The 24,895-nt window shown below is 70.9% G+C and carries 25 protein-coding genes; 11 read left to right on the forward strand and 14 right to left on the reverse strand.

Annotation, left to right across the window (positions count from 1 at the left end):
- Window positions 1–46 precede the first annotated feature (46 nt).
- Both GCN81_RS14520 and GCN81_RS14525 read right to left on the reverse strand, forming a co-directional pair.
- On the reverse strand, window positions 47–907 hold the full coding sequence (locus GCN81_RS14520) for an alpha/beta fold hydrolase (RefSeq protein WP_156725009.1): 861 nt from the start codon (window positions 905–907) through the stop codon (window positions 47–49).
- Between the two features lie 560 nt (window positions 908–1,467).
- Complete coding sequence (locus tag GCN81_RS14525; protein WP_156725010.1) at window positions 1,468–2,160, reverse strand: metal-dependent transcriptional regulator; 693 nt, start codon at window positions 2,158–2,160, stop codon at window positions 1,468–1,470.
- A gap of 166 nt (window positions 2,161–2,326) precedes the next feature.
- Between GCN81_RS14525 and GCN81_RS14530 the strand changes: the two genes are divergently transcribed.
- Complete coding sequence (locus GCN81_RS14530; protein ID WP_156725011.1) at window positions 2,327–3,109, forward strand: SIS domain-containing protein; 783 nt, start codon at window positions 2,327–2,329, stop codon at window positions 3,107–3,109.
- Window positions 3,110–3,174: 65 nt separating this feature from the next.
- Here the strand turns inward: GCN81_RS14530 and GCN81_RS14535 are convergent, their stop codons facing one another.
- Both GCN81_RS14535 and GCN81_RS14540 read right to left on the reverse strand, forming a co-directional pair.
- Window positions 3,175–4,608, reverse strand: coding sequence for a PAS domain-containing protein (locus GCN81_RS14535; RefSeq protein WP_156725012.1), 1,434 nt, complete (start codon window positions 4,606–4,608; stop codon window positions 3,175–3,177).
- Between the two features lie 436 nt (window positions 4,609–5,044).
- Window positions 5,045–5,419 carry an STAS domain-containing protein gene (locus GCN81_RS14540; RefSeq protein WP_156725013.1) on the reverse strand — a complete coding sequence of 125 codons (375 nt, stop codon included), beginning with the start codon at window positions 5,417–5,419 and terminating at the stop codon, window positions 5,045–5,047.
- A gap of 317 nt (window positions 5,420–5,736) precedes the next feature.
- On the opposite strand from GCN81_RS14540, the gene GCN81_RS14545 reads away from it, so the two are divergent.
- Both GCN81_RS14545 and GCN81_RS14550 read left to right on the forward strand, forming a co-directional pair.
- On the forward strand, window positions 5,737–6,318 hold the full coding sequence (locus GCN81_RS14545; RefSeq protein ID WP_156725014.1) for an RNA polymerase sigma factor: 582 nt from the start codon (window positions 5,737–5,739) through the stop codon (window positions 6,316–6,318).
- The gene (locus GCN81_RS14550; protein WP_407697968.1) at window positions 6,315–7,769 is read left to right on the forward strand and encodes a maleylpyruvate isomerase mycothiol-dependent enzyme family protein; all 1,455 of its coding nucleotides are present in this window, start codon (window positions 6,315–6,317) and stop codon (window positions 7,767–7,769) included. Before GCN81_RS14545 ends, GCN81_RS14550 begins: the two co-directional genes overlap by 4 nt.
- A gap of 19 nt (window positions 7,770–7,788) precedes the next feature.
- Here GCN81_RS14550 and purU read toward each other — a convergent pair whose 3' ends face one another.
- Together purU and GCN81_RS14560 are read right to left on the reverse strand one after the other, a co-directional pair.
- A complete protein-coding gene (gene purU / locus GCN81_RS14555; protein WP_156725015.1) occupies window positions 7,789–8,682 on the reverse strand; it encodes a formyltetrahydrofolate deformylase in 894 nt (297 codons plus the stop codon).
- 18 nt (window positions 8,683–8,700) lie between these two features.
- On the reverse strand, window positions 8,701–9,201 hold the full coding sequence (locus tag GCN81_RS14560) for an SCO4402 family protein (RefSeq protein ID WP_156725016.1): 501 nt from the start codon (window positions 9,199–9,201) through the stop codon (window positions 8,701–8,703).
- A gap of 117 nt (window positions 9,202–9,318) precedes the next feature.
- Between GCN81_RS14560 and GCN81_RS14565 the strand changes: the two genes are divergently transcribed.
- Window positions 9,319–10,605, forward strand: a complete 1,287-nt coding sequence (locus tag GCN81_RS14565) for an ABC transporter substrate-binding protein (RefSeq protein ID WP_156725017.1) — start codon at window positions 9,319–9,321, stop codon at window positions 10,603–10,605.
- 81 nt (window positions 10,606–10,686) lie between these two features.
- Here GCN81_RS14565 and GCN81_RS14570 read toward each other — a convergent pair whose 3' ends face one another.
- Window positions 10,687–12,273, reverse strand: coding sequence for a hypothetical protein (locus GCN81_RS14570; protein ID WP_156725018.1), 1,587 nt, complete (start codon window positions 12,271–12,273; stop codon window positions 10,687–10,689).
- A 208-nt stretch (window positions 12,274–12,481) separates the two neighbouring features.
- Window positions 12,482–13,870: a transcriptional regulator gene (locus tag GCN81_RS14575; RefSeq protein WP_156725019.1), complete on the reverse strand. Its 1,389-nt coding sequence runs from the start codon at window positions 13,868–13,870 to the stop codon at window positions 12,482–12,484.
- A gap of 427 nt (window positions 13,871–14,297) precedes the next feature.
- Between GCN81_RS14575 and GCN81_RS14580 the strand changes: the two genes are divergently transcribed.
- The 3 genes from GCN81_RS14580 to GCN81_RS14590 all read left to right on the forward strand — a co-directional run bounded on the left by GCN81_RS14580 (window position 14,298) and on the right by GCN81_RS14590 (window position 17,637).
- Window positions 14,298–14,957, forward strand: coding sequence for a bifunctional DNA primase/polymerase (locus GCN81_RS14580; RefSeq protein WP_156725020.1), 660 nt, complete (start codon window positions 14,298–14,300; stop codon window positions 14,955–14,957).
- A gap of 206 nt (window positions 14,958–15,163) precedes the next feature.
- Window positions 15,164–15,922: an ABC transporter ATP-binding protein gene (locus GCN81_RS14585; RefSeq protein ID WP_156725059.1), complete on the forward strand. Its 759-nt coding sequence runs from the start codon at window positions 15,164–15,166 to the stop codon at window positions 15,920–15,922.
- Window positions 15,919–17,637: a transporter gene (locus GCN81_RS14590; protein WP_231626718.1), complete on the forward strand. Its 1,719-nt coding sequence runs from the start codon at window positions 15,919–15,921 to the stop codon at window positions 17,635–17,637. Before GCN81_RS14585 ends, GCN81_RS14590 begins: the two co-directional genes overlap by 4 nt.
- 11 nt (window positions 17,638–17,648) lie before the next feature.
- Here GCN81_RS14590 and GCN81_RS14595 read toward each other — a convergent pair whose 3' ends face one another.
- A complete protein-coding gene (locus GCN81_RS14595) occupies window positions 17,649–18,038 on the reverse strand; it encodes an ATP-binding protein (RefSeq protein WP_231626719.1) in 390 nt (129 codons plus the stop codon).
- Window positions 18,035–18,244, reverse strand: coding sequence for a hypothetical protein (locus tag GCN81_RS14600; protein WP_156725021.1), 210 nt, complete (start codon window positions 18,242–18,244; stop codon window positions 18,035–18,037). Before GCN81_RS14600 ends, GCN81_RS14595 begins: the two co-directional genes overlap by 4 nt.
- 112 nt (window positions 18,245–18,356) lie before the next feature.
- Here GCN81_RS14600 and GCN81_RS14605 point away from each other — a divergent pair, with 112 nt between their 5' ends.
- Window positions 18,357–19,208: a helix-turn-helix domain-containing protein gene (locus GCN81_RS14605; protein WP_156725022.1), complete on the forward strand. Its 852-nt coding sequence runs from the start codon at window positions 18,357–18,359 to the stop codon at window positions 19,206–19,208.
- Between the two features lies 1 nt (window position 19,209).
- Entirely contained in the window at window positions 19,210–19,467 is a 258-nt protein-coding gene (locus GCN81_RS14610; RefSeq protein ID WP_325065107.1) for a DUF397 domain-containing protein, read from the forward strand.
- Window positions 19,468–21,017: 1,550 nt separating this feature from the next.
- Here the strand turns inward: GCN81_RS14610 and GCN81_RS14615 are convergent.
- Window positions 21,018–21,461 (reverse strand): nuclear transport factor 2 family protein, encoded by a 444-nt coding sequence (locus GCN81_RS14615; RefSeq protein WP_156725024.1) that lies wholly within the window; start codon window positions 21,459–21,461, stop codon window positions 21,018–21,020.
- A gap of 352 nt (window positions 21,462–21,813) precedes the next feature.
- Between GCN81_RS14615 and GCN81_RS14620 the strand changes: the two genes are divergently transcribed.
- Window positions 21,814–22,341: a DUF1062 domain-containing protein gene (locus tag GCN81_RS14620; protein WP_231626728.1), complete on the forward strand. Its 528-nt coding sequence runs from the start codon at window positions 21,814–21,816 to the stop codon at window positions 22,339–22,341.
- 96 nt (window positions 22,342–22,437) lie between these two features.
- Here the strand turns inward: GCN81_RS14620 and GCN81_RS14625 are convergent, their stop codons facing one another.
- Both GCN81_RS14625 and GCN81_RS14630 read right to left on the reverse strand, forming a co-directional pair.
- The gene (locus tag GCN81_RS14625; RefSeq protein ID WP_231626720.1) at window positions 22,438–22,875 is read right to left on the reverse strand and encodes a DUF3995 domain-containing protein; all 438 of its coding nucleotides are present in this window, start codon (window positions 22,873–22,875) and stop codon (window positions 22,438–22,440) included.
- A 43-nt stretch (window positions 22,876–22,918) separates the two neighbouring features.
- Window positions 22,919–23,419, reverse strand: coding sequence for a hypothetical protein (locus tag GCN81_RS14630; RefSeq protein WP_231626721.1), 501 nt, complete (start codon window positions 23,417–23,419; stop codon window positions 22,919–22,921).
- A gap of 72 nt (window positions 23,420–23,491) precedes the next feature.
- Between GCN81_RS14630 and GCN81_RS14635 the strand changes: the two genes are divergently transcribed.
- Window positions 23,492–24,202, forward strand: a complete 711-nt coding sequence (locus GCN81_RS14635; protein ID WP_156725026.1) for a TetR/AcrR family transcriptional regulator — start codon at window positions 23,492–23,494, stop codon at window positions 24,200–24,202.
- A gap of 7 nt (window positions 24,203–24,209) precedes the next feature.
- Here the strand turns inward: GCN81_RS14635 and GCN81_RS14640 are convergent, their stop codons facing one another.
- Window positions 24,210–24,875 carry a dihydrofolate reductase family protein gene (locus GCN81_RS14640; protein WP_231626722.1) on the reverse strand — a complete coding sequence of 222 codons (666 nt, stop codon included), beginning with the start codon at window positions 24,873–24,875 and terminating at the stop codon, window positions 24,210–24,212.
- Between the last annotated feature and the right edge of the window lie 20 nt (window positions 24,876–24,895).

Here is a 24,895-nt window from a genome sequence, read left to right on the forward strand (position 1 = left end):
CCGCCCAACGCCCGGCCTCGCGGTTCTGCGGTCCCGCGCTCCCGCGTCAGCTGGTCAGTACGCCGTCCAGGAACGGCTGGACGGCGGCGCGCCAGCTCTCAGGCTGGTCGTAGTGGACGAGATGGCCCGCGTCCGGCACTTCCGCGTACGCGCCACGGGGCAGGACACGCACCATTTCCTGGGACTCGGCACGCCCCAGCTCGCCGTCCAGGCCCCGCACCACCAGCGCGGGGCACTGCACCTGCGCCAGCTCCTCCCAGTGCGCGTCGTACACCCAGGTGGCCCGCGAGGCGAGCATCTGGTCGCGGGAGAAGACGGGGTGCCAGCCGTCCTCGTACTCGGCCATCACCTCGGCGTAGAAGTTGCCGCGCGCCGGATTGGGGCGCTCCACCCACGGATCGTCCTCGCCGAACCACTTGCGGACGTCGGCGAGCGTGGCGAAGGGCACCGGCCAGGTTTTGAACCAGTCCTCCCACTCGCGCTGTGAGGCCGCGCCGAGCGCGGAGGCGCGCATATCGCAGATGATCAGGCCGCGGACGAGGTCGGGGCGGCGGGCGGCGAGCTGCCAGGCCGTGAGGGCGCCCATGGAGTGGCCGATCAGGACGGCGGGGGCGAGGCCGAGCTGGACCAGTGCGGCCTCGGCGTCGTCCACGTAGGCCTCGCGGGTGTACGGGCCCTGTGGGGGTTTGTCGCTCTGGCCGTGGCCGCGCTGGTCGAGGGCGACCGCGCGATGGCGCTCGGCGAGCCAGCGGGCGGTCCCCGCCCAGTGCGAGGCGCGGCCCATCAGCCCGTGCAGTAACAACACGCCGGGTGATCGGTCGACCTCCCGGGGCTTGGGTGGGTCGGCGAACTCCCAGGCGGCCAGCCGTACGCCGCCTGCTCCCGCTACCTCGATACGCCGCACCATCTGTTCTGGCACCCCCCTGACTGCGGGCTCACGTTCCGTGTTCATCCCGTACGCCTCACCGTAGGGGCACGTTATCGAACTTCCGTTCGGGAATGCGGTTTCTGGTGGCAACACCCCTCGTTCGAGTGACCGTGCTCAAGGATTGATCGGCGTAGCCGAGGGGAGATCTTCTGCGGGAGGCGGGCCGCTCGGGGAAAACGGTCCGAGGGGAATGACCCTGGGAGCTCGGGGCTCCGGGTCAGCACAGGGGAGGACAGGCCCCGGCGCCGCGAGGCGCCGGGGCCCTCTGCGTGAGGTGCGTCGTTGTGGCGGCTACGGCTACGGCTACGGATTCTGCGCGACATCGTCCCGTCCCTCCCTCGACCGCGTGGGCGCACGCGCGGGCAGGTGCGGCTGGACGCCGCCCCCACCCGGTCAGGAACCCTCGGTCATATGCCTCACGCCACAGCCTCGCACGCAAAATGTCCGGCCGCTGCGATTCTGCGCAGTGAATCTTGGAATCGTACCGCCAAGTCCCCGCAGATGCGGGTTGGTTGAGGTAGGAGTGGCTGGTTCCGTGGTCAGCGCTTGGCTACGAAGACATGCGAGGCGATCTCCGCCTCCAGCTCCGCCGCCTCCCCGCTGCTGCCCACCAGTACGCCACCCGCCGCCTGCGTCACGCTCACCACGGCGCCCGGCTGCACTCCCGCCCTGCGCAGCGTGTACATCAGCTGCGCGTCGGTCTGGATCGGCTCACCGATCCGGCGCACCACGACCGTCTTGCCCTCGTCGCCCGGGTCCAGGTCGGCGAGGCTGACCATGTTCTCGTCCAGGAACGGGTCGGCCTCGGCCTTCTCGCCCAGCTCCTCCAGGCCCGGGATCGGGTTGCCGTACGGCGACTCGGTGGGGTGCCGCAGCAGCTCCAGGACCCGCCGCTCCACCGCCTCGCTCATCACGTGCTCCCAGCGGCAGGCCTCCGCGTGCACCTGCTCCCACTCCAGGCCGATCACGTCGACCAGCAGGCACTCGGCGAGCCGGTGCTTGCGCATCACGCGCGTGGCCAGCCGACGGCCCTCGTCGGTGAGTTCCAGGTGTCGGTCGCTCGCCACGGCCACCAGGCCGTCCCGCTCCATGCGTGCCACCGTCTGGCTGACCGTCGGGCCGCTCTGGTCGAGCCGCTCGGCGATTCGGGCACGCATCGGGACCACACCTTCCTCCTCCAGCTCGAGGATGGTGCGGAGGTACATCTCCGTCGTGTCGATCAGTCCGGACATACGTGCCCCTTGATTTGCGATCGTCGCGCTAACCCGCCTTCACCAATTCTGACGCATCCCACTGACAACCGTGTCGTACCGGGGGCAGGCCGTATTGACAGGCCACTGGTACAGACCGCAACGTGATCCGCGACACCACGGAAGAGGGGCCTGCGTGAGGGGCGAAATGGCCGGGACAGGCGAGACGGGCACGACGGGCGACACCAAGCTGGCGGACCAGTACCTCCAGGCCGCGATCGGCCTGCTTGAGCGGGTCCGTACCGAAGAGGCCGACACCATCGCCGCGGCTGGCACGCTGCTCGCCGACACCGTCGAGGCGGGCGGTCGGCTGTTCGCCTTCGGCGCCGGGCACTCCGGGCTCTGCGCGCAGGACATCGTCTACCGCGCGGGCGGGCTGGCCCTGATGAACCTGCTGGCGGTCCCCGGCACGGTCGGCGTCGACGTCATGCCCGCCACGCTCGGCTCGGCGCTGGAGCGGGTGGACGGGCTCGCGGGCGCGGTCCTGGACACCAGCCCGGCGCGGCCCGGTGACGTCCTGGTGATCATCTCGCTCTCCGGGCGGAACGCCCTGCCGGTCGAGATGGCGATGAACGCCCGGGCGCTGGGCCTAAAGGTCATCGGTGTGACGTCTGTCGCGTACGTGACGGCGACCAAGTCCCGTCATCTCTCCGGCACCTTCCTCAAGGACCACTGTGACGTCGTCATCGACAACAAGATCGCGGTCGGCGACGCGGAACTCACCGCCGAGGGCGTCAGCGCACCCTTCGGCCCCGCGTCTAACGTCGTCACGGGCGCCGTGCTTCAGGCCGTGATGGCGACCGCGGCGGGCGAGCTCGCGGCCCGCGGCATCGACCCGCCACTCCTGCGCTCCGGGAACGTGGACGGCGGCCACGAGTGGAACGGCCGCGTCCTGAACGAATACGGCGACCGCGTCTTCTACCGCCACTGACCGCCCCCAGCGACAGCCAACAGCGACAGTCAGCGGGGACAGCCAGCAGGGCATGCCCGCGCCCCCTACTCCGCCGCCAGGTCCAGAGCCGACGCGACCCGGGCTGCCACACTCTCCGCGTACACCGAGTCCGCGCGTTCGAACGGGCCCCGGCTCGAGCCGCGCAGGAACGTGACAACGCCCAGCGTCCGGCCCCGGCTGCGCAGCACCGTACACAGCGCGTGCTCGGTGCCAGCGGGCCACTGACGGGCCGCGGCCCACTCGGCTGGCGTCCCCGCCTTGGCTGGCGTCCCCGCCTTGTTCGTACGCGCGCTGGCCCGGACCGAACCCGCGCGGGCCACACACTGGAGGGCCGGATGGCCGTCCGGGTAGCGCACCGGAAGGCCCGCCTTGCCCGCGAGCTGGACCGGCCCCGGCGCCCCGCCGGGCGAGGCCGCGACCCGTACGAGACGCGGGGAATCCGGCTCCGCCTCCGTCGCCAGATCGACCAGTGCGTGGTCCGCGAACCCGGCGAGCGCGAAGTCCAGGTGAACCGTCGCCGCCTCCGACGGGTCCTCGCACTCCGCGGCCGCCCGCGCCGCCCGGTGCAGCTGATTGCTCCGAAACCGCAGCCGCGCCGCCTCCTGCTCGGCCTGGCGGGACTCCGTGACGTCCTGGAACAGCCAGCCGACCCCCAGCGGAACGGGTTCCTCCGTGAGCGGCGACGCCAGCCGCAGAAAGCCGCTACGCCAGCACCGCCGCCGCTCACCCTCGTCGGTCCGCACCGACACCCACAGGTCCGCGGGCGCCGGGGGTGCGCCCTCCGCCAGTACGTGGGCCAGCGCGCTCTCGAGCTCCTCCACGCCCTGGGTGATCAGTTCCCCGAGCGGGCGTCCGAGCACCGCCGTACGCCCCACTCCCAGGGCCTGCGCCGCGTGGGCGTTGACCACCGCGGGCCGCAGATCGACGTCGACCAGCACCACCCCCCAGGAGGCGTCCTCAAGCAGCGCCTCGCTCAGCGCGATCGACCGCTCCAGGTCGATCTGCGCGTGCACCTCGCTGAACGCGCAGTAGACCCCGGCGGGCTTCCCGTCGGGCCCTCGTACGGCGGCGGACTGGGTCCGTACGAGAACGCGCCCGCCGTCCTTGGTCAGCAGCGCGAACTCGTGGACCTGCCGTCCTGGGGCGTGCATCGCGGAAAGCAGCCGCCCCTCCACCTCCTCGGCGTCGGCGCTGCGCACCGCCCATCCGGCGAAGCCCTGCCGACCGACCGCCTCATCGGCTGACCAGCCCAGAATCCGCGCGGCCTCGCGGTTCCAGTGCGTCACCACGCCGTCCGCGTCGAAGGCGCACAGTGCTGCGTCCATGCCGTCGAGCAGCGCGGCGAGCAGGTCGTCGGAGCCGGGGCCGTCAGGGTCAGGGGCGGATTCGGGGGCGGATTCGGGGTCGGGCTCGGGCTGGGGCTCGGGGTTTCCTGAGCCCAGGGAGTCCGTGGTTCCGTTGGGCTGGGAAGCACTCACCTGTTCACCCCCTGCGGGACGAGTCCACCAATCGGCATGTGCGGTACGAGGTACACAGATCATTCAACTCGAACGTGACGCAGCCCACACCTCGTTCCCGGAAATCGTTGCGCCTTGGAAATTCGCTTGTGGGGAGTCGACGGCCGTTCCTAGGCTGTGAGGTACACGAGAAGGGAGGTGGTTCGGCAGATGTATGGAAACCGGACGCGTGAGGTGACTGCGGGCTAGCGGCCTGTTGTCGCACTCTGTGCGGTGCCGGACCAGCGCGTGATCGATGCGCGCAGCCGGCCCAATCCCAAGCAGTCACCCGACCCGCGGGCTCGCCGGTACGTCCGGCCGGCTCCCCTCAGGGGGAACCCGAGCCCGCGGGTCGTCTGCGTTCTCGGGACGGTCCGCGCCCTCAGAGCGGGACCGTCCGCGCCCTCAGAGCCTGTCCTCAAGCCGACAGCGGACTCGCCCCGTCGTCCACCGCCGCCTCGGCATCCGGGTAGACCTCGAAGAGCCGGCGTACGCCGAGGGCCGCGAGCACCCGGTTGACGTGCGAGCCGTCCTCCGCGCCCTTGGCCGGGAGGATCAGCCGCAGATTGCCCTGGCAGGAGCGGATCAGACGGCGGGTCGCGATCAGCACACCCACCCCGCTGGAGTCGCAGAACTGGACCTCGGAGAGGTCAAGGACGAGATCGCGCCGACCGTCGGCGACCGCGTTGTGGACGCGCGCACGCAGCATCGGCGAGGTCGCCAGGTCCATCTCGCCGGACACGCGCACGACGACCCAGCCGCTCTGCTCGCCTTCGGTCACTCTGAGCGTCACGTCATGCCCCTCGCTTGCCGGACCCGGAAGCGTTCCCTTCGCTTCCTCACTGCGCGGCTGCCCTGCGGCCGCCTCGTAAAACTCGGATGCCACCAGGGCACCTTGGAAGGCCTATCACATTTGCGCTGAATCGATCTACGACGGTCCAGATCGGTCACTCCTGCCTGGGGTCTTATCGGCAGGTGGGGAGCACATGGGGAGCACATTGGGTCAAAGCGTCGTGCGTTGTCGTACCGGCCCACTACATTCGGGATGACGGGGTAGGGCCAAGATGATCGCAGGGCGAGGCAGGATGAGCGCGTAAGGGGAGGGGACTCATGGCCAAGCACGCACCACCCCGCTGGGACCGCAAGATGCAGCAGCGGCTCGCGCGCGGTGAGGCGGCCGCGCTCGGGGAGCTCTACGACCGCTACGCGTCACTGGTGCACAGCCTGGCCCACCGGGTGCTGGACGACGACGCCGCGGCCGACCGGGTCACCCGCGAGGTCTTCGCCCAGGTCTGGGAGAACCCCGAGGAGTACGAACCCAAGCAGGGCTCGCTGCGCTCCTGGGTCGCCGGACTGACCCACCGGCACGCGGTGCGCCGCCTGCGGCAGACCGAGACCGCCGCGCTCGCCGACGGCGGCGCCGGGACCACGGAAGACCTGGAGCGCAAGGTCCTGCGCGCCTCGGCCGCGGCCCGCGCCGACTACATCGTGACGTCGATGCCCGCGCCGCTGCGGGCCGCACTGGAGAGCGCCTACTTCCAGCGCCGTGACTACCGCCAGACGGCCACCGACCTGGGCGTGACGGAGGACGAGGCGCGACGCCGACTCCGGCTCGGGCTGCAACTGCTCTCCACGGCCAACGAACCACGCCCAGCGGCGGCACCGCCCCCGGGCTATGGGACAGCACTGTGAACGCAGACCCGTTCGAGCCCACGGGCGAGGGAGCCGGAGGATGCGGCGGTGACGGCTCCGGCGCGGGGCAGCCCGGCGCCCAGGGCCCGGGGCGCCCGCAGATACCGACACCGCGCTCCTCGGTGGAGGACACCGGCCGCCCACTCCCCGACGCCGTGCCGCCATCGCCACCGCCCGCGCCCTCGCCGCTTTCACAGGAGTCCCCACAGCCCCAACAGCCCGAGCCGCCCCAACAGCCCGAGCCGCCACACCAGCCCGAGCCGCCACACCAGCCCGAGCCGCCACACCAGCCCGAGCCGCCACACCAGCCCGAGCCGCCCCGGCTCGACCTCGACCACGGCGTGCTGAAGTCGATGCTCGGCGCCTGGGCGCTGTCCGCCTGCTCGTGCGCCGAGGCCGAGGCCGTAGAGCTGCACCTCGGCGACTGCGGCCCCTGCGCGGACGAGGCACTGCGGCTGCGGGACGCCGTGGGCCTGCTGCACCCCGAGGACAGCCTGGACCTCGACCCGGGGCTGAGGTCACGCGTGCTCGCCGGGTGCCTGGACCGCAGACCGCCCCGTATCCCCGTACCCGAATGGGCCGCTCCGTATGACGCGGAGACCGCACGCCTGGACGCGCTGCTCCAGGACATCGGCGAGGGCGAGTGGCACGCGCCCGTGCGCCTGAAGTGGTACGAGGACGAGCACCAGGTGCACCGCAGGACGACCGTCGCCGGAGTCATCGCCCACCTGCTCACCGTGGACGGCCTGGTGGCCATCGCGCTCGGCCTTGACGATCCGCTGGATGACGCGGCCACACCGGACGGCACCCGCACCCCGCAGGCGCGCACCGAGGCCTACTGGACCGCCTCGCGCCACCCGGCCACCCGCAGTGTGCGCGTCCCCTGGCGGGAGCAGAGCCACACCCTGGTCCGTACGGTCTCCTTCGCGGGCGGCGGCTCCGCCGAGCTGTCCGTGCCGTACGGCCCGCATCCGAGCCGCCCCGACCGGCTGCCGCTGCGCGACGCGTTCCTGGACCGCGCCTTCGGCTGCTGGGTACACGCGGGCGACATCGCGGACGCGGTGGACTACCCGTATGAGCCGCCCGCGCCCCGGCACCTCCACCAGATGCTCGACCTCGCCGCCCGGATGCTGCCCTCAGCGCTCGCCGCGCGCCGCCGCTCCGGGCTCGCGGCGCCGTCCAGGCAGCTGGTGGCGGCCGGTGCGCCCGGGCGGAGTGTGCGGCTTGAGGTGGAGGGCCTCGGCGGCGGCGAGTGGTTCATCGCCCTCGACTCGCCGGGGGCGGCCGCGTCGTCGGAGCGTGAGGTGGCCCACGTAGCGCTGGACAGCGTGGAGTTCGCCCAGCTGGCCGCGGGTCATGTGTCGCCGCAGGAGGCGGCGGCCGGGCAGGACGGAGACCGGGAGGCGATCCACGACGTGCTGTCGGCCGCGGCGTCACTCAGCAGCATGTGAGGGGACGTGACACAGGCGCTCAGGTGAAGACGACCGTGCGTCGCCCGTTCAGCAGGATGCGGTGCTCCGCGTGCCACTTCACGGCCCGCGCCAGCGCCTGGCACTCCACGTCGCGCCCCACCGCCACCAGCTGCTCCGGCGTCACCGCGTGGCCCACCCGCTCGATCTCCTGCTCGATGATGGGCCCCTCGTCGAGGTCAGCCGTCACATAGTGCGCGGTGGCGCCGATCAGCTTCACGCCGCGCGCGTGCGCCTGGTGGTAGGGCTTGGCGCCCTTGAAGCTCGGCAGGAAGGAGTGGTGGATGTTGATGATCTGGCCGCTGAGCTGCTTGCACAGGTCGTCCGAGAGCACCTGCATATAGCGGGCCAGCACCACCAGCTCGACGTTCTCCTCGCGCACCAGCTTCACCAGCCGCGCCTCAGCCTCCGGCTTGGTGTCCCTCGTGACCGGGATGTGGTGGAAGGGGATGCCGTACGAGGAGACCAGCTCGGCGAAGTCCGTGTGGTTGGACACGACCGCCGCGATCTCTACGGGCAGCGCCCCCGTCCTGGCCCGGAACAGCAGGTCGTTCAGGCAGTGCCCGAACTTGGACACCATCAGGATGATCCGCATCCGCTGCTCGGGGCGGTGGATCTGCCAGTCCATCTGGAAGGAGTCGCCGACCGCGGCGAAGCTGGCCCGGAGCTTGTCCACGCTTACCGGCGCCTCGGCCGAGAAGTGCACCCGCATGAAGAACAGCCCGGTGTCGTGATCGCCGAACTGCTGGCTGTCCTCGATATTGCAGCCGGTCATGAAGAGGTAGCTCGACACGGCGTGCACGATTCCCTGCTTGTCCGGGCAGGACAGCGTGAGGACGTACTGCTCGGACTGCTCGGACTGCTTGGCGGCGGGCGGCGCGGGCTGCTCAGTCATGCCGAGCAGGCTACGCGCTCAGGCCGACCGGGTCAGAATCCGCAGCACTTCCAGGGTGCTGGGCGCCGCGTCCGGGTCGTCGCCGTCGCTGACCGCCAGCCGCACATGGGCGTCGCGCGCGGCGCGTATCGCCTCCGGCCACCCGTGGTGCTCCAGATAAGCCGAGACCGGAGCGTCAGGACCGACCTCGTGCATGATCCTCAGCACCCGCAGGACGGCGACATCGACCAGCGCCGCCTCGGTCGAGTCCCGGAAGATCGTGCCGACGTACCGCTCGGCCGACCAGTTGTCCAGCCAGGTGTCCTCGACCAGCCGGTACACGGCGTCGGTGACGTCTCCGTACCCCTCGTGGCCGGCGAGCCAGCACTGCTGCTGGAAGACCGGGTCGGAGAGCATGTGCAGCGCCGAGCGCACGTTCCCGCGCCAGCGCCACCACGGCATGTCGTTCAAAGGCATGCCGCCCATGGTGGGGGAGCGACGGCCGCGACGGGAAGAGTTCTCCGAACCTTGCACGGTCATCGATCGTACGTTCCCCTATTTTGCTGCCCGACCTGCCCCTGTAGTTCACCCTCGCGTCACCGAGCGTTGACGCGAGGTCACACGACGGTTCGCGGGAGACCGGAAGGGTGCGTGGACATGACCGTTCGGCTACGTGCTCTGCTTCCCCTGCGTGCCCTGCTTCCCCGCCCGCGCAAGTCCGCCGCCCTCGCCGTGGCCGCCACAGCGGTCTGTGCGTCGCTGACGGTCGGCTGCGGTGTACTCCCTGGAGCCACGGGGGGCTCCAGGGGGCCCATCGTGGTCATGACCTGGGCACCCGAGAAAACCCGTGAGATCAACGCACCCGGCGTACCCGCGATGGCCAAGGCCTACGCCCGCTGGATCAACGCCAACGGCGGCCTGCACGGCCGCGACCTCAAGGTCCTCACCTGCAACGACCGCAACGACAAGGTCGGCGCCGCGAACTGCGCCCGGCGCGCGGTCGACGAGAACGCGGTCGCGGTCGTGGGCTCCTACAGCCAGTACGCCCGCGCCTTCCTCTCCCCGCTCGAAGCCGCCGGAATCCCCTACATCGGCGGCTACGGCCTGACCAACTCCGAGTTCACCAGCCCCGCCTCGTACCCCGTCAACGGCGGCCAGCCCGCGCTGATGGCGGGCAACGGCCGACAGCTCTCCGGCGACTGCGAACGCGTCGCGCTGGTGCGCCCCGACACGATCGCGGGCGACAAGCTGCCCGACCTCCTCAACACCGGACTCGCCGAGGGCAAGCGCGGCCCGGCCGCCGACATCCTCGCCGCCGAGGACGCCACCACCTTCACCCCACAGTCCCGGGAGGCCATCGACCAGGCGGGCGACGGCTGTGTGACCGTGGCGCTCGGCGGCCGCACGGACACGTTCATCGACTCCTTCCGGCGGGTCCAGGACGACTCCCAGGACGTACGGATCTCCTCGGTGGTCGGCAGCGTCGACCAGTCCCTGGTGGACCGTACGGGCGGCAAGGCCAGCCCGTACGAGGGCGCCTTCCTCACCGGCTGGTACCCGGCGGCGAACGACGCGCGCTGGGACCCGATGCGGAGGGTGATCCGCGAGCACGCCTTCGGCGACAACCGGATCGACCCGGCGAACGCGGGGGTGCAGACGACCTGGATCGCGTACAGCGTCTTCCGGCAGGTCGTCGAGTCGCTCGGGGACGGCTCGGAGGTCTCGGGGCTGACGGTGAGCCGGGCGCTCAACGACGGTCTGCGGGTGCAGACCGGAGATCTCACGCCGCCGCTGAGCTGGCGCTTCGAGGACACCATCGCGGTGCGTTCGTACCCGCGCATGGTGAACGCGCACGTCACGTTTCAGGTGGTACGCGGTGGGCGGCTGGTCGCGGCGCGCGAGGGGGCGGTGGACATCTCCAAGACGCTGGAACGGACGAGCTAGCGGACGAGCTGAGGTCGCGGCTTGGCGGCCTGGCGGCTTTCCCGCTGTCTGCCTCGGGTTGTCCGCCTCGGGTTGTCCGTGTCAGAGCTGGGTCTTGTTGCGCTTCGGCAGGTCGTACTTGGCGGCGATCGCGTTCCACAGGCGGGCCGCCCGCTCCTTGGCCTGGGTCGCCTCGCCGCTCGCGCGGTTGCCCGCGCCGGTCTGGCCCGTAACGCGCGCCTCGCCCTTGGGGCAGCCCTTCTTGGCCGCGACCTGGTCGGCCCATTTGGCGTAGTGCAGGTCGGCTGAAGCGGACGCCTTCCAGGCCTTGTTGAGGTGCTGAGTCAGCTCGGCGTTGCGCGGCAGCTTGTCGATCGAGACCTGGCTGAGCCGGGTGACCAGGCCGTTGCGCTGCTTCGCGGCGTCGCGCAGGTCCGACGCCGCCTTGCCCAGCCGGTCGCACTTCTTGATGTTCTCCACGGAGCGGATCACCGCGGCGCGGCTGTTGTTGCTGTCCGCGAGGAGCTTGTCGAGCTCGATCGCCTGCTTCTCGGCCGGGTCGGTGGTCGGAGTGGGGGAGGGGGTCGGCGTCGGGGACGCCTTCTCCTCGTCCGGGTCCGCGTCCGGTGAGCTCGCGGAGACGGTCTTCGCCTTGTCGTTGTCGCCGTCGCTGTCGTCGTCCGAGCCGCCGCCGCTGAGCAGGGCGCCGCCGCCGATGCCGAGGACGACGAGCACGCCGAACGCCGTGGCCAGCAGCGGCGCCTTGGACTTCGTACGGCCGCGTCCTGACGCCTCGGCGGACCTGCGGGCCGCGGCCCGGCCCTGCGGGGGTGCGGCGGGGCTCGCGTCCGGGTGCTCGAAGCGCGGCATCTGCTGGGTAGCGCCGGTCGCGGGCTCGGTGGGCCCTGTGGGCTCCGCGCGTTCCGCGGGCTCGCTGCGGAAGAGGTTGTCGAACTCGGCGGGTGGCTGCCGGTCGCCCGGCGCGCCGGGGCGGATGCCGAAGGGCGCGCGGGTGGGGGGCGTGGGCGCGGCGGGGGGCGGGGCGGCGGGGGAGTGCGTGGGTGCGGGTGCGGGTGCGGGTGCGGGTGCCGGTGCGGTGCCGGGCACGGGGGCTATGTACTGCGTGGCGTCGGCGTCGGACCCTCCCGTACCCGCCGCCGCGGGGGCTGCCGGTACGCGCCCCAGGTACTGGGTGGCGTCGGCGGGCGCCTCGGGGGGCAGCGCGCCCGGCGCGTTCGGCGCGGGCTGCTGCCACGGGCCGGGCCCGTTCCCGACCGGCGGGATGAGCTGCGTGGCCCCCTCGTCGGCGGGGGCCGTGGGCGGGACGGGGGCTATGTACTGGGTGGCATCGGCGTCAGCCCCGGAAGCTGCCCCGGGTGCCGCCTCAGGCGGCAAGGGCCCTGAGCCCCACCCCTGCTGTTGCGGCTGTGGCTGCTGCTGCGCCTGCTGGTCGGTCGGCGTCGGCGTCGGCGTCGGCGCCGGCGCGGGCCCCCAGGGCGCCCCCCACGGCTGGCCGCCCGCCGGTACCGCCTGCTGGTCCCCGTACCCGCTCTGGTCCCCGTACGCGCCACGAGGGCTCCCGTACGCGCCCCGGGGGTCACCACCGCTGGCGGGCAGCACAACGCCCTCATGCGCGGGCCGCGCCGCCGGAAGCTGCGGCTCCTCGCCCTGTCCGCTCTGCGTCGTCACCGGGACTCCTACGTTGGGGGACCTGCTCAGTCGTCGGCTCACGCTACCGGGTCGCCACAGCGGGCTGCCACGTACCACCCGATAGCTCTCGCCGAGTAAGACGACAGGCCCCCCACGCGCTGCTACAGGCCCACCAACAGCCCCGCGTACGCGCCGAGTCCGCCCCCATCCGCCCTCATCCGCCCTGGACGAGCAGGCCCGAACCCCCTCACGCGGCCATCAGCTCCACCCGCGCCCCGAACTCACGGACCACCGACTCATCCCGGAACGGTTCGAGCCGCTCCTTGAAGTCCTCCAGATACTCCGCACCACGGCTGGACCGCAGCGTGCCGAGCAGCTCCACCGCCCGCGTCCCCGTGTGGCACGCCTGCTCCACCTCACGCTGCTGCACCTGCGCCGTCGCCAGCAGTACGAGCCCGATCGCCCGCCGCCGCACCCGGGACTCCGGGTGCCCGTCCAGCGACTCCTGCGCGCTGCGCGAGGCCGCGTCCGCGTGCCCGAGGTCGCGGTGGCAGTGCGCCAACTCATCGGCCAGGTAGGCGTGGTCGAAGTGCGCGATCCACACCGGGTCGTCCCCGGCCGCAGACGCCGCGTCCGCCCGCTCCATCGCCGAGTGCGCCCGCATCGCCACCGCCTGCGTCGCCCGCGCGTCCCCGAGCAGCGCGTGCCCGCGCGCCTCGGCCGCGTAGAACATCGACTCCGCTCGTGGCGTGACCCGCCCGCGTGCCCCCTCCTGTGCCGCCCGCGCCAACTGGGCGATCTCCCGCGGACTGCCCAGTTGCGCGGCCAGGTGACTCATGGACGCGGCCAGTACGTACCCGCCGTAACCCCGGTCCCCGGCGGCCTGCGCGAGCCGCAGCGCCTGGATGTAGTACCGCTGGGCGAGCCCCGGGTGCCCGGTGTCCACGGCCATGTAGCCCGCCAGCTCGGTCAACCGCGCGACCGCAGCGAACAGTTCACGGCCCACCGACTCGCGGTACGAGCCCGCGAGCAGCCCGGACACCACCGAGTTGAGGTAGTGCACCACGACCGGGCGCACCTGCCCGCTGCCGTACTGGTGGTCCAACTCCACCAGCGCGCTGGTCATGGCCTGCACGGCCGCCACGTCGGCCTTGCCGACGCGTGGCCCCGTGGCCCTGGCGACCTGGGTGTCCATCGCCGTGATCAGCCAGTCCCGGCTGGGCTCGACGAGCGCGGACGCCGCGACCGACGAACCGGTCAGGAAGTCGCGCCGCCCCACGTCGCTGCGCCACAGCTCGCAGACCTGCTCCACCGCGCCGAGCACGGTGGGCGAGAACTGGAGCCCGACGCCCGAGGCGAGGTGCTTGCCGTTGGCCATCCCGATCTCGTCGATCGTGACTGTACGGCCCAGCTTGCGGCCCAGCGCCTCGGCGATGATCGCCGGGGCCCGGCCACGCGGCTGCTGTCCCCGCAGCCAGCGGGCCACGGAGGTTTTGTCGTAGCGGAGATCGAGACCGTGCTCGGCACCACACATGTTGACCCTGCGGGCCAGCCCGGCGTTGGAACACCCGGCTTCCTGGATGAGTGCCTGGAGTCGTTCGTTCGGCTGGCGTGCGACGAGAGGCCTGGCGGCCATGGCGTACCCCCTGAGTGCATCGGTTGACTGCATCCCCGATGATCAATGCCCAACGTTCAAACGGACGATGCAAGACATCAAGGATGTATCTGATGTATCTGGAGATGTCTTCTCGTGACTTGTATGCCGGGGAGTATCTGAGCATGTCCTGTTATGAGACGAAGACCAAGGTGAGCGCGGAACGGCGAGCATGGAACGGCGAGCGCGGAACGGTGAGCGCGGAACGGTGAGCGCGGAACGGTGAGCGCGGAACGGTGAGCATGGAACGTGGACGGTCGTCCCCCCTGCACCTGGCTACCCGCCCCCGCTGCCGATCCGCGTGCGCGCCCCCGCCCGTGCACCCATGCGCCCCATATGCAGGATCGATGCATCGCACCCGCGCACGAGACGCCCGTAACTCAAGGTGACGCCAGGAGTTGTCTTCTGCGTGGAAGACACCATCACCGGCAACGGAGCCGCACAGATCCCCAAGCAGCGCGGCGAGCAGCTGCTCGACATCGCCGTGCGATACGCGGAAGAACGGCATTGGGATGTCTGCCCCGGCACCAGTCTGGAGCCCGAGGACGGCGTCGAACACTGCTCCTGCGGCGACCGCTCCTGCGAGGCGCCCGGCGCGCACCCGGCCCGTGAGGACTGGGCGACTCAGGCGACCGGCAGCGCCACCGTCGCCAGGCGGCTGTGGTCCAAGCACCCCAAGGCGTCCATCCTGCTGCCGACCGGGCGCACCTTCGACGCGATCGACGTCCCCGAGACGGCGGGTTTCCTGGCGCTCGCCCGGATGGAGCGCATGGAGCTCACGCTCGGCCCGGTAATCCTGGCACCGAACCGCCGGATGCAGTTCCTCGTCCTGCCCGGCGCCGCCGCCAAGGCCCCTGACCTCGTACGGAAACTGGGCTGGCCGCCCGCGGCGCTGGACCTGACCGCGCTCGGCGAAGGCAGCTGGGTCGCGGCGCCCCCCACCCGCTTCGGGCCGCACGGTGCCGCGCAGTGGGCCTGCCGCCCCACGCCCGCCAACCGCTGGCTGCCGGACGCGGAGGAGCTGATCAGCCCGCTCGCCTACGCCTGCGGCCGCGAGAGCCGCCGCTGACCGCACGCGGCTCGATCTGTTTGCGCCCCGGCCGTATCGTGGCTGCTGACCGGGGCGCGGACCACGCCCCGACGGAACGTCAGTACGTCAATCAGTACGTCGATCAGGACGTCAAAGGGGGAGCGGTGACAGGCGAGTCGACAGCTCAGGCAGCGGCGGCGACTACGGAGGCGGCGGTCGCGGAAACCGCGGGGAAGCCGCCCGCGGTGCGGGTATCGGGCCTGTGGAAACGCTTCGGGGAGCAGATCGCCGTCGCGGGCGTTGATCTGGAACTGCCCGCGGGCCGGTTCATCGGCCTGGTCGGCCCGAACGGCGCGGGCAAGACGACCACCCTGTCCATGGTCACCGGCCTGCTCCGCCCCGACCAAGGCACCGTCGAGATCGTCGGCCACGACGTCTGGCGCGACCCGGTGGAGGTCAAGGCCCGCATCGGCGTCCTGCCCGAGGGCCTGCGCCTCTTCGAGCGGCTCTCCGGCCGCGAACTCCTCGTCTACATGGGCCGTCTGCGCGGACTCCCCGGCGACGAGGTCGACAAGCGCGCCACCCAGCTCCTGGACGTACTGGACCTGGCGGGCGCCCAGCACAAGCTGGTCGTCGACTACTCCACCGGTATGCGCAAGAAGATCGGCCTGGCCGCCGCCCTGCTGCACAACCCCGAAGTGCTCTTCCTGGACGAGCCCTTCGAGGGCGTCGACCCGGTGTCAGCCCAGACGATCCGGGGCGTCCTGGAGCGCTACACCGCCTCCGGCGCCACCGTCGTCTTCTCCAGCCACGTCATGGAACTGGTCGAGTCGCTGTGCGACTGGGTCGCGGTGATGGCGGCGGGCCGCATCCGCGCACAGGGCACCCTCGCGGAGGTACGCGGTGAGGCGCCCACGCTCCAGGACGCCTTCCTCGAACTGGTCGGCGCGAACGGCCGCGACGCGGGCCACTCCCTGGACTGGCTGGGCGGCGGTACGCGATGACGTCGACCACGGACACGCATCCCGCGGACGGCGGGGGAGCTGAGGCTGGGACTGGAGCTGGGATTGGGACTGGAGCTGGGCCTGGCGGCACTGCCTCCGCCCCCGCCCCCGCCACCGGTCCTGGCACCGCCTCGCTCACCCCCGTCTTCATCCAGCTGAAGCTCTCCCTGCTCCGCAACGGCCTGCGGCAGTCCGGAGGCCGCCGCGCCGCCTACATCGCCTCGATCGTCTTCACCCTGCTGTTCGCCGCACTCCAGGTGCTGGGCCTGATCCTGCTGCGCGGCAACGAGCACGCGGCCACCATCGTCGTCCTCTCGATGGCCGTACTGGCACTCGGCTGGGCGTTCATGCCGCTGTTCTTCGCCAGCGGCGACGAGACCCTGGACCCCACTCGCCTGGTGATGTTGCCGCTGCGCCCACAGCCGCTGGTACGGGCTCTGCTCGCGGCGTCCCTGGTCGGCATCGGCCCGTTCTTCACGCTCTGCCTGGTGGCGGGCTCGGTGGTCACCGTGGCGCACGGTGCGGCTGCTGTGACGACGGGCGTGATCGCCGCCGTCCTCACCTTGCTGCTCTGCGTGACCCTGTCCCGTACCATCGCCGCCGCCAACACCCGTCTGCTGACCAGCCGCAGGGGTCGCGACCTCGCCATGCTCAGCGGCGTGGTCATCGCGGTCGGCATCCAGCTGGTGAACTTCGGCACGCAGCAGCTCAGCGAGGCCGGAGGGCTGGACCGGCTCGACCCGGTGGCCGATGTACTGAGCTGGGTCCCGCCCGCGTCCGCCTTCGGCGCGGTCGCGTCGGTGAACGACGGCGCGTACGCCACCGCGCTCGCCCAACTCGCCCTCTCAGCACTGGCCTTGGTGCTGCTGCTGACCCACTGGACCCGCAGCCTCACCCGGCTGATGACCACACCGGACGGCTCCACGCTCCAAGCCGCCGAGCCCACCCGTGACAAGGCCCGCGCCGCCCACGGCCTCGCGCGCGTCCTGCCGCGCGGTCGCACCGGCACGGTCATCGAGCGCACCCTGCGCTATGCCTGGCGCGACCCGAAGACCAGGGCGGGCTGGGTGTCCTCGCTCGCCATCGGCCTGATCGTGCCCCTCTTCAACGCGCTCCAGGGCAACGGCTCGGTCTACCTGGCGTGCATGGCGGCCGGGATGCTCGGCGTGCTGATGTACAACCAGTTCGGCCAGGACACCTCGGCCTTCTGGATGGTCGCCATGACCATCTCCTCGACGCGTGACGCATACGTCGAACTCCGCGGCCGCGCACTGGCGCTGCTCTACGTCACCTTGCCGTACACGACCCTGACCGTCGGCGCGACCGCGTGGGTCGTCGACGACTGGCAGTCGTTCCTCCCGGCCCTCGGGGTCTCCTTCGCCCTGCTCGGCGCGATGCTGGGCCTCGGATCGATGGCCTCGTACCTCGCTCCGTACTCCATCCCACAGGAGGGACACCGGAACGTGGCGCCCGGACAGGCCGGGATCTCCATCGCCTCCATCTTCGGCGGGATGATCGCGGCGGCCCTGCTGTGCGTACCGATGCTGGCCCTGACCATCTGGGTCTACGTCTCCGACTCCCACGCCTGGCTGTGGCTGCTGCTGCCGGTGGGCGCGCTGTACGGCACGGGGCTTACGTGGGCGGGCCTGCGGTTCGCGGCGCCTCGGGTGGCGGGGCGACTGCCGGAGATCCTGGCGGCGGTGAGCCGAGGCTGACGCCCTGCGGTTCAGGGCCCGGTTGCCAGTTCACACCAGCCGGTCCTGCCCCGGGCCTGCTCCTCCTCGACGCCCCATCGCGGCGCGACGTCGTCGAGGAGGAGCAGGCCCCGGCTGGTCTCGTCCTCGATGCCGGGGCGACGCGGCACCGGTCCGGCGTGCGGCTCGGGGTCGGCGTGCGGCTCGGGGTCGGAGACCTCGACCCTCGTCCGCCCCTGCGCGCGGGCGACGCGTACGGAAACCGGGGTCCCCTCGCCAACGTGAGCGATCACGTTGGCGAGCAACTCGCTGAGGCAGAGCTCGGCTTCCGGGCACGGGACACCGAGATGCTCGCGCAGGGCACGGCGCGCTTCCGGGACGGCCTTCGGCAAGGCAAGCAACTCCATCGCGAACGGCCTCACGCCGAGATGTCCTTCTTGGTCTTGCTGAGCGCCTCGGCGAAGGCGTGAGCCGTGGCGAGGTTGCAGTTGCCGAGGGCGATGAGATGGTCGGGCGTGAGCCAGTCGAGCCCGAGCGAGGGCAGCTTGATGCCGTGTTCCGCGAGCGCGGAGCGGAGCTGCTCCACGCAGGTGGCGGTGTCGGTGGGAGTGCTGATGGGGGTGTCCATGAGGGACGCCTTCCTGTGCGCTGCGTGACGAATCCCTCACAGGTTGACGTGGTGCGGCGTACCGTAAAAGGGGTTCGGGCTCCACGAAGCGCATGGTGGAAGGCGGTCAACTGTGGCTGCGCGTAAGGACATCGACGGCTCAGCGAGCGTCCCCGAGTTCTACGGCAAGGAACTCCGCTGGAAGCGGGAGGAGTTGGGCCTCACCCTCCGGGAGACGGTCGAGGGCAGCTTCTACGGGCCGACGTACCTGAGCGAGATCGAGCGCGGCCAGCGGCGCATGCCGAAGGATCTGGCGCACCATGTGGACCGGGTGCTGCGCACGGACGGGTTCTTCGGGCGGCGGTGTGAGGATGCGCGGAAGGCACGGAGGAGGGGGCACGCCGACTACTACGTGGAAGTCCTGGGCCAGGAAGAGCGTGCCGTGGAGATTCAGCACTGGGACCCTGCTCTGATCCCGGGGCCGTTGCAGCTGGAGCCGTACATTCGGGCAATTGTCCGTGCTGCACATCCATACGAGTCCGCGGACAAGACTGCGGCGAAAATCGCTGCTCGCCGTGAACGCGCCTGGGTCTACGAGGACCCGAAGGGGCCCGAGTCGTGGATTGTCCTGCACGAGTCGATTCTTCGACAGCCTCTCATCGGAGCCAACGAAATGGCGGAGCAGCTTGCTCACATCGTCGAGGTCGCTGGCCACCGTCGGTTCGTTCCACAGATCCTCCCGTGGAACGCTGGTGCGCATCCGTTCCTGACGGGCACGACCAGATTCATGACCTTTGCCGACGCCCCGCCTCTGATGTACACCGAGGGCATGTATCACGGGGAGGTCGTCGATGATCCTGGGCTCGTGACGCGGTACATGAAGGCTTACGACCGCGTCAGGGCAGCCGCGCTGCCGCCGCAGACGTCCCTGAAGATGATCGAGGAGGCGGCCGAGTGTTACCGAAATGGCAGGGAAGGGGATTGATTTGAGGGCCGCAGTTCGGCGGAATGCCATCCACTCCAACGGCAACGGCGGGCACCGGGGCGAGGCCGCTGAGAACTTCCCCGGCGCCGGCCAGTGGCGCAAGTCCAGCTACAGCAACGCTGAAGGCGGCGACTGCGTCGAGGTAGCCGACGACCTCCCCGGGCTCGTCCCCGTCCGGGACTCCAAGCACCGCCACGGCCCGGTCCTCATGTTCCCCGCGACCGCCTGGGTCCCCTTCGTCACCCACCTCAAGGGGTAACCCGAAGGGGCCGGGGCAACGCCGTGGCCACCCAGTGTCCGTGAGGGTGCGGGGATGGCCGCCCTCTTGTCTCGATGGTCGCGGGGCCGGGCCGGGTGTCAAGGGCGCTCCCTACGGTCGCGTCGGCTGCGCCGATTCCGCTGTCGCTCCACCCTTGACACCCGACCCGTCCCCGCTATGCAGGCTGTGGGAGGACGGCCCAGGGGAGGCGGCGGCGGAGGTGGGGGAGTGGCGCGCGTCTCGCTGCCGGGTGCGGATGGGTTGTTGGGGCGCACGAGGGGGATGGGTGGTGCGACACCGGCTCAGCGTCTGCGGGTGGTGGGGGCCTGGTGTGCGCATGAGAGGGGCAGGGCGGTGTGACACCGGCTCAGCGGCTGCAGGCCGTGGGGGTGGCCGGTGCGCATGAGGGGGATGGGTGGTGCCGACCCGGCTCAGCGGCTGCGGGTCGTGGGGGCGGTCGGTGCGCGCGGAGGCTGAGTGGGTGGTGCTGCCCCGGCTTGGCGGCTGCGGGCTGGTGGGGGTGACCGGGCGCGCGAGTGGCGCGTGGGAGTGGCGCTCGGCCTGGCGGCCACCGGCCGGTGGGGCGTTGTGGTGTGGGGCTGGTGGGGTCAGGTCGGGGAGGGAAGTGCGACTTTGGTACACCAAAAGCCGGGCGAAAGGGGCGGCTTGCTGTACCAAAGTCTCCTTTTACGTCCGGCAGGGGTGGGATGGGGGCGCCGAGCAGCCCTCAGCTCGGCTCACCGGCCCTGGGCCCTGCCCTCGGCCTTTGCTCGGCGTCACGGGCTGGGTGTGGGCGGCGGCCGACAGCAGACCGCCGCGCCTCGGCCTCTGCCCCCTGCCGGCCTCCAGCCGGGGCCGCAGGCACCGACACAGGCAGGCCACACCCCAACGCCACCACTCGCATCCCGCAACCATCCGCAACTGTCAAGCCGGGCCCCCACACCCGACCCCACCGCTCACGCGCCCGGCCAACCCCCCACCGTCCGTAGCCGCTAAGCCGGGGCAAGCACGCACCCACCCCTTCGTGCGCACCCGAAGCCCCCACAGCCTGCGGCCGCTGAGCCGGTGCCGCACCACCCACCCCCACTCGTGCGCACCCGCGCCCCCCACCGCCCGCAGCCGCTAAGCCGGGGCGGCACCACCTCGCCCCCTCGTGCGCACCGGACACCCCCACCAGCCGCAGCCGCTGAGCCGGTGTCGGGCCACCCACTTCCCTCGTGCGCCCCAACAACTAGTCCGCACCCGGCATGCAAACGCCCGCCGCCCCCTACCCGTCCCGCTGCCCTGCTTTTTGGGCCGCCCGGTGTACCTCAGCCTTGCGGGTCCGGGTCGGGTGTCAAGGGTGGAGCGGTAGCGGAATCGGCGGAGCCGACGCGACCGTAGGGAGCGCCCTTGATGCCCGGGCCGGACCTGCCATCATCGGACGGACCGGGCGGCCACCGGTGCCCACTGCGGTACTGGCCCACCACGACACCGACCCGCCCCCGCCCCAACCAACCCGGCTCACTTCGACGCTCCCCCGTTCAACGCCCACCCCCTGGGGTGCGTGTTTATTGCGTCTCCGCCTCGAATGCCCGGGCGACAGCAAGGCTGTCCTCGTAGACGTGGTGGCGGGTGACGAGGCCGTCTTTGATGGTGAGGTGCAGGGCGAATCGCGCGCGATACGCACGTCCGGTCGGCCGGGCGGTTTGGCGGATTTCGCCGAGCACGACCGCCTCGTCTCCGTCGATGAGGATGCGCTCGACCTCCGTCGCGACGTGTTCCGGAACGTGGTACTCGGCAAGCTCGCGATAGTGGGCGGCCGCGTCGGCTCGGGTGGACCGGCGACGGATCCACGGCGTGGCAGTGTGGCCGTGCTCAGCTTCCGGCCAGCTCAGTTTCCAATCGCCCCGCTCCGCGTACAGCTCGGAGATGCGCTCGGGGTCACCCTCGCCGATCCTGCGCAGCAGTTCCTCAACCACGGTGCGCGTGCTGGTAGGTGTGGCTATCGACATGGCGAACCTCTCCCCTCCTGGTCCGCGCCTCGCCGACGCGGAGAGGCTGCCGATCTTGTCAGCGCGAACCTGCCGAGGCGATTACCTCTGGAGTAAGGCAAGCCCCTCCCAAGGTCCTGCAAAGGCGCAGGCGGTCGTGCGCGAAAACCAGTGGATCAGCGCCGCAGTGCGCCGCTACCGTGCTGCCGAGCCAAGTCGCCTAGGCAAGGACGTGCCGTTGTACACCCTGTGAGACCTCCCGAGAGCTGACGTGTCGCGCGTCGCGCATGTGCGCTGTGCCGCGCCGCGCTCCTTTTTGCTGCGGACTTCTCACTGAAACCGGTGTACCCCTGTGCTCAATAGCTGGGTGGTCATGCCCACCTGCCTGCCTACCGTTCTCCGCCGTTGCCACGCGTGCGCGTCCGAGCGCTTCCGGGCGAACGGCAAATTTCGCGTCAACGCGAACCACAAGCTCCTCGATGCCTGGCTCCTCGTGCTCTGTACCGCTTGCGGGGACACGGCGAAGCTCACGGTCTGGGAGCGGATGCATGTGCGCTCCGTACGAGCTGAGCTGTTGGATCGGATGCATGACAACGATCCTGGGCTGGCGGCTGAGTTGCTCAAGGACCCGGTTGTGCGGCGCCGTAATCGCATCGCCCTCGACTGGGCGGGCGCGTGGCGCCTCGACACGGGTGGGTCGGATCACCTGGACCGCGAGGTGATCGACGTTTCCGTCCGTTTCGCGGCGCGGATTCCTGTCCGGCCGGTCCGGCTGATCGCCGACGGTTGCGGTCTCTCGCGGGCCGAGGTGGAGCGACTGGTCGCGGAGGGGAAGATCGTTTCGGCGGTTCGGCTGAGCGGCAAGCTCTCCAGCGACTTCACCTTCACGCTCAAGCGCTGAGCCTTCCTCGGGGCCAGGGCCCCCGTCCGGGGGCTCTGCCCGGGGCCCTGGCCTGAGCTCGGTACGGTCCGACCGTTGGGCGCCCTGGCGGCTGTCCTATCGGCGGAGCGCTGTCACCGCCACCACCAGTGAGAGAAGGCATAGTACGAGGCACAGCGGCGAGTAGACAGTGGAGTTCCAGCGCTGGAACTCCGCGGCGGCACCCGAGTTCATGAGGTAGCCGCCTGTGCCTCGGGCGAACATGACCACAGCGAAGGTGAACAGGCCTGTCAGCTGGAGCCAGTTGGGACCGATGCCTGGGATGGTGTCGTTGACCATGAGGGTCAGCACGCCGGAGCCGATCAGGGCGACGCCCACCAGGACGGAGGCCAGGGTGGGCGGCATCACGCCGTCGTCCGTGCCGGCGATCGTCTTGGTGAAGGTGACTGGGTCGTCCCAAGGCCAGGGCGTGAAAGCCCAGATGAAGTGGAATACGCCGATCACCACGAGTGTGAGGGTGAGGGCGGCAGCGGCAGCGGCTGCGTTGCTGATCACTGGTCCATCCGTTTGGCTGTCTGCCGTTTGTTCGTTCACGTGCTCATGCCTGGGCTGACTTCCGTTTGTGTGCCTCGCGCAGCAGGAGCTGTGCCTCTCGGCGGTGTTTGCCGGACAGTGTTTGCCACAACGGGCGGGCGATGCGGTGGTGGTAGCGGGTCAGCGTGGCCATCGACACCTGCTGGCCGTCGGCCTGGATGACCAGGTGGGTGGTCAGCAGCCAGGACGCTGCCTCCAGCCTGAGCCAGGTGCCGGTGTCACCGCGTTCCGCGATTCGCAGTCCGCCCACATGGTTCGGTGACGGCGTCCGCGCCAGACGGAATCTGAGCAGCCCGCCCAGGACGAACCGTCCGGCGCGGCTGCGGAACGCCTCCTCGAACGCGTCTCTGGCCCACTGCTCGGCCGACCTGTCGTCGTCCGCGTACGTCATGGCGGTGAAGTCGACGTAGTGGGGGTGGATGAGGGTGCTGAGCGCGTGAATCGGCTTGGGAATGGAGCGCTGCTGGGTTATGAGCGGTGCGCTGCCATCCATGTCGTTCCGCATACGCCCGACCTCCTTCGCTGTTTCCTCGCCCGCAAGGTAACATACAGGCATGTATGTATGTGGGGTTGTGTGATGGCGGAGGCAGGGAAGGAAGCAAAGGCGGGTAGTGGGCCGCGGCAGTCGCAGGCGGATCGGCGTGCTCGGTCCCGTGGTGCCCTCCTGGAGGCCGCGGCGCGTGGGCTGTCCAAGTACGGGTACGCCAACCTGGCCCTGGCGCAGGTGGCCAGCGAGGCCGGGTATACCCGTGGTGCGCTGTACCACCTGTTCGCCAACAAGGAGGAACTCGCCCTCGCGGTCGTGCGGTGGGTGGAGGAGACATGGCAGGCCGAGGTCGGACAGCTGGGCGCTGACGAGACCGAACCTGTCGAGGCGCTCCTCGCGATCGCGCGGCGGCACGCCGTCTTCTGCCGCCAGGAGGTAGCCCGCGTCATGCTGGTCCTGCGTGTGGAGTTCGCCGAGCGGGAGGACCACCCGGTCGGCCGGGCGCTCACCGAGGCGGTCGGCCGCGTCACTGTCGAGTGTGCCGATCTGATCGCGGCTGGTCGCGCGAGCGGCTCGATCCCCGCCGGGCCGCCGCCGACGGAGACGGCGCAGGCCTACCTCGCGACGCTCGAGGCGCTCGGGATCGAACTCGCCGGGCGCGCCCCGTTCGACGTCGAACTCACCGAACGCGCGACCCGGGGCGTACTCGGCCTACCGCCCGCCACCGCCACCGCCACCGGCGCGGCCACGGCCACCGAAGAGTCAGCGGTGGCGGCCGTGGGCGACCTGCTTCAGCCCTGAAGCCGTGTCACTTCCGCCAGAACAGGTGGTGCGTCATGCCGCTCGGGCTGGGGACGACCTCCAGGTGGAACCGGTCGAGCAGCTCATCGGGGGACTCCCAGAGGCGGATCCCGGACCCGAGCTTCACCGGTGAGACCGCCACATGCAGGGTGTCGACGAGGTCGGCGTCGAGGAACTCCCGGATGGTGGTGGCCCCGCCACCGAGGCGGACGTCCTTGCCCTGCGCCGCCTTTCTCGCCTGCTCAAGGACCGTGGCCGGGTCGGCGTCGACGAAGTGGAACGTGGTGTCGGAGAGTGTGAACGAAGGGCGCTCGTGGTGGGTCAGGACGAACACCGGGGTGTGGAAGGGGGGTTCGGCACCCCACCAGCCCTGCCACTCGTGGTCCTGCCAGGGCCCGCGCTGGGGGCCGAACTTGTTGCGGCCCATGATCTCGGCGCCGATGTTGTGCGCGAAGTCGCGGATGAAGTAGTCGTCGAGGCCCCGGGTTCCCCCGGCGTCGGCGCGCATGGGCCAGCTCGCCGTGGCGCCTGCCCAGGCGAACAGCCGCTCGGGATCGACATGGCCGAACGGACGCTCGAGGGTCTGGTCCTCACCTGCGCTGATTCCGTCGCTCGAGACGGTGAAGTTTTGGACTCTCAGTAGCTGAGGCTGAGGCTGGGGCTGAGTAGGCACCTGTTCCTCCTGTGGCGTCT

The sequence above is a fragment of the Streptomyces apocyni genome, assembly GCF_009739465.1.
GTDB lineage: Bacteria > Actinomycetota > Actinomycetes > Streptomycetales > Streptomycetaceae > Streptomyces > Streptomyces apocyni.

Excerpts from the sequence above, each read along its gene's own strand:
- GCN81_RS14520 (WP_156725009.1), bottom strand. The coding sequence starts at position 907 with ATGGTGCGGCGTATCGAGGTAGCGGGAGCAGGCGGCGTACGGCTGGCC.
- GCN81_RS14525 (WP_156725010.1), bottom strand. The coding sequence starts at position 2,160 with ATGTCCGGACTGATCGACACGACGGAGATGTACCTCCGCACCATCCTC.
- GCN81_RS14530 (WP_156725011.1), top strand. The coding sequence starts at position 2,327 with ATGGCCGGGACAGGCGAGACGGGCACGACGGGCGACACCAAGCTGGCG.
- GCN81_RS14545 (WP_156725014.1), top strand. The coding sequence starts at position 5,737 with ATGGCCAAGCACGCACCACCCCGCTGGGACCGCAAGATGCAGCAGCGG.
- purU (WP_156725015.1), bottom strand. The coding sequence starts at position 8,682 with ATGACTGAGCAGCCCGCGCCGCCCGCCGCCAAGCAGTCCGAGCAGTCC.
- GCN81_RS14560 (WP_156725016.1), bottom strand. The coding sequence starts at position 9,201 with ATGACCGTGCAAGGTTCGGAGAACTCTTCCCGTCGCGGCCGTCGCTCC.
- GCN81_RS14565 (WP_156725017.1), top strand. The coding sequence starts at position 9,319 with ATGACCGTTCGGCTACGTGCTCTGCTTCCCCTGCGTGCCCTGCTTCCC.
- GCN81_RS14575 (WP_156725019.1), bottom strand. The coding sequence starts at position 13,870 with ATGGCCGCCAGGCCTCTCGTCGCACGCCAGCCGAACGAACGACTCCAG.
- GCN81_RS14590 (WP_231626718.1), top strand. The coding sequence starts at position 15,919 with ATGACGTCGACCACGGACACGCATCCCGCGGACGGCGGGGGAGCTGAG.
- GCN81_RS14600 (WP_156725021.1), bottom strand. The coding sequence starts at position 18,244 with ATGGACACCCCCATCAGCACTCCCACCGACACCGCCACCTGCGTGGAG.
- GCN81_RS14615 (WP_156725024.1), bottom strand. The coding sequence starts at position 21,461 with ATGTCGATAGCCACACCTACCAGCACGCGCACCGTGGTTGAGGAACTG.
- GCN81_RS14620 (WP_231626728.1), top strand. The coding sequence starts at position 21,814 with ATGCCCACCTGCCTGCCTACCGTTCTCCGCCGTTGCCACGCGTGCGCG.
- GCN81_RS14630 (WP_231626721.1), bottom strand. The coding sequence starts at position 23,419 with ATGCGGAACGACATGGATGGCAGCGCACCGCTCATAACCCAGCAGCGC.
- GCN81_RS14635 (WP_156725026.1), top strand. The coding sequence starts at position 23,492 with ATGGCGGAGGCAGGGAAGGAAGCAAAGGCGGGTAGTGGGCCGCGGCAG.